1 protein-coding gene is annotated in these 1,052 nt (G+C 64.7%); it reads right to left on the minus strand.

Features of this window, described 5'->3' with window-relative positions:
- Positions 1–414: 414 nt before the first annotated feature.
- On the minus strand, positions 415–1,052 hold a 638-nt coding region (locus tag ACSFA3_RS25810), incomplete at its 5' end, for an AEC family transporter (protein ID WP_435508158.1).

Here is a 1,052-nt window from a genome sequence, read left to right on the forward strand (position 1 = left end):
CTGATCCGCGAAACGCTGCGCTCCTCGGCGCAGCCAGAGGGGCTGGAGACAACTCGGGCCTTTGCTTCGCTCGGCCACCAGGCCACCGCAGGCGCGTAGCGCCTGCGGTGGTTGGTACTGGCTGTTGGCTGTTACCGGGCCGAGCGCAGCGAAGGCCCGCCCGGCTCCCCAATCCCTTCTGGCTGCGCCGAGGAGCGCAGACGTAGGAGGGATCAGGGCCGCAGCTGTTTGAGCGAAGCGAGTTCTGCGGACCCCCTCCGGAGTCGAGCACCGCAGGTTGCCCGTAGCGAAGCGCAGGGACGCAGACAGTAGGGTCGCCTTTTCTTTGCTTACTTTCTTTTGGCGAAGCAAAAGAAAGTGAGTCGGCCGCCGGGCCGAGACCCGGCCCCGAAACGCACTACAGAAGACAGCACTTCACCGAGGCAATGCCAAAGCAAACGGCAAACTAACAACCCCCAACAAGGTAGACAACGTCACCAACCCCGCCACATAAGGCCCGTTGTACCCCATCCGAGCAGCCAGCACATAAGCACTGGAAGCCGTAGGCACAGCAGAAAAAGCCATCAACACGGCAGCATGCGTCGCATCCAGCCGCAACCAAAGCGCCAGCCCCCAGGCAACAAGCGGCAAGAACAGATGCCGTATAGCCAAAACCGAAACAGCCAGCACCTTCCCAGCCCCCAGCGTGGAAAACTTCATCCCCGCCCCAGCAGCCAGCAGCCCCAACGCCAGCGAAGCATCCCCGATACGCGGCAACGTAGGCGTCGCCCAGGCAGGCACAGTCAAGCCCAGCACATTCGCCAGCAGCCCGGCCACCGTCGCGACGATCAGCGGGTTGCGCACCAGCTGCCGCACGAATCCGGTCTGCGCATGCCGCGTCATCGGCCACACGGCCGCGATGTTGAAGATGGGCACGCACACTCCGATCAGCACCGCGATCAGCAGCAGGCCCTCGGGCCCGGCCAGCCGCTCCGCCAACGCCAGGCAGATGAACGAGTTGAAGCGGAACGCGACCTGCGCGCTGGCCGCGTGGTCGCGCCGGTCGATGTGCG

Origin of the sequence: Variovorax glucosi, assembly GCF_051216695.1 — a bacterium.
Classification (GTDB): Bacteria; Pseudomonadota; Gammaproteobacteria; order Burkholderiales; family Burkholderiaceae_C; genus Variovorax.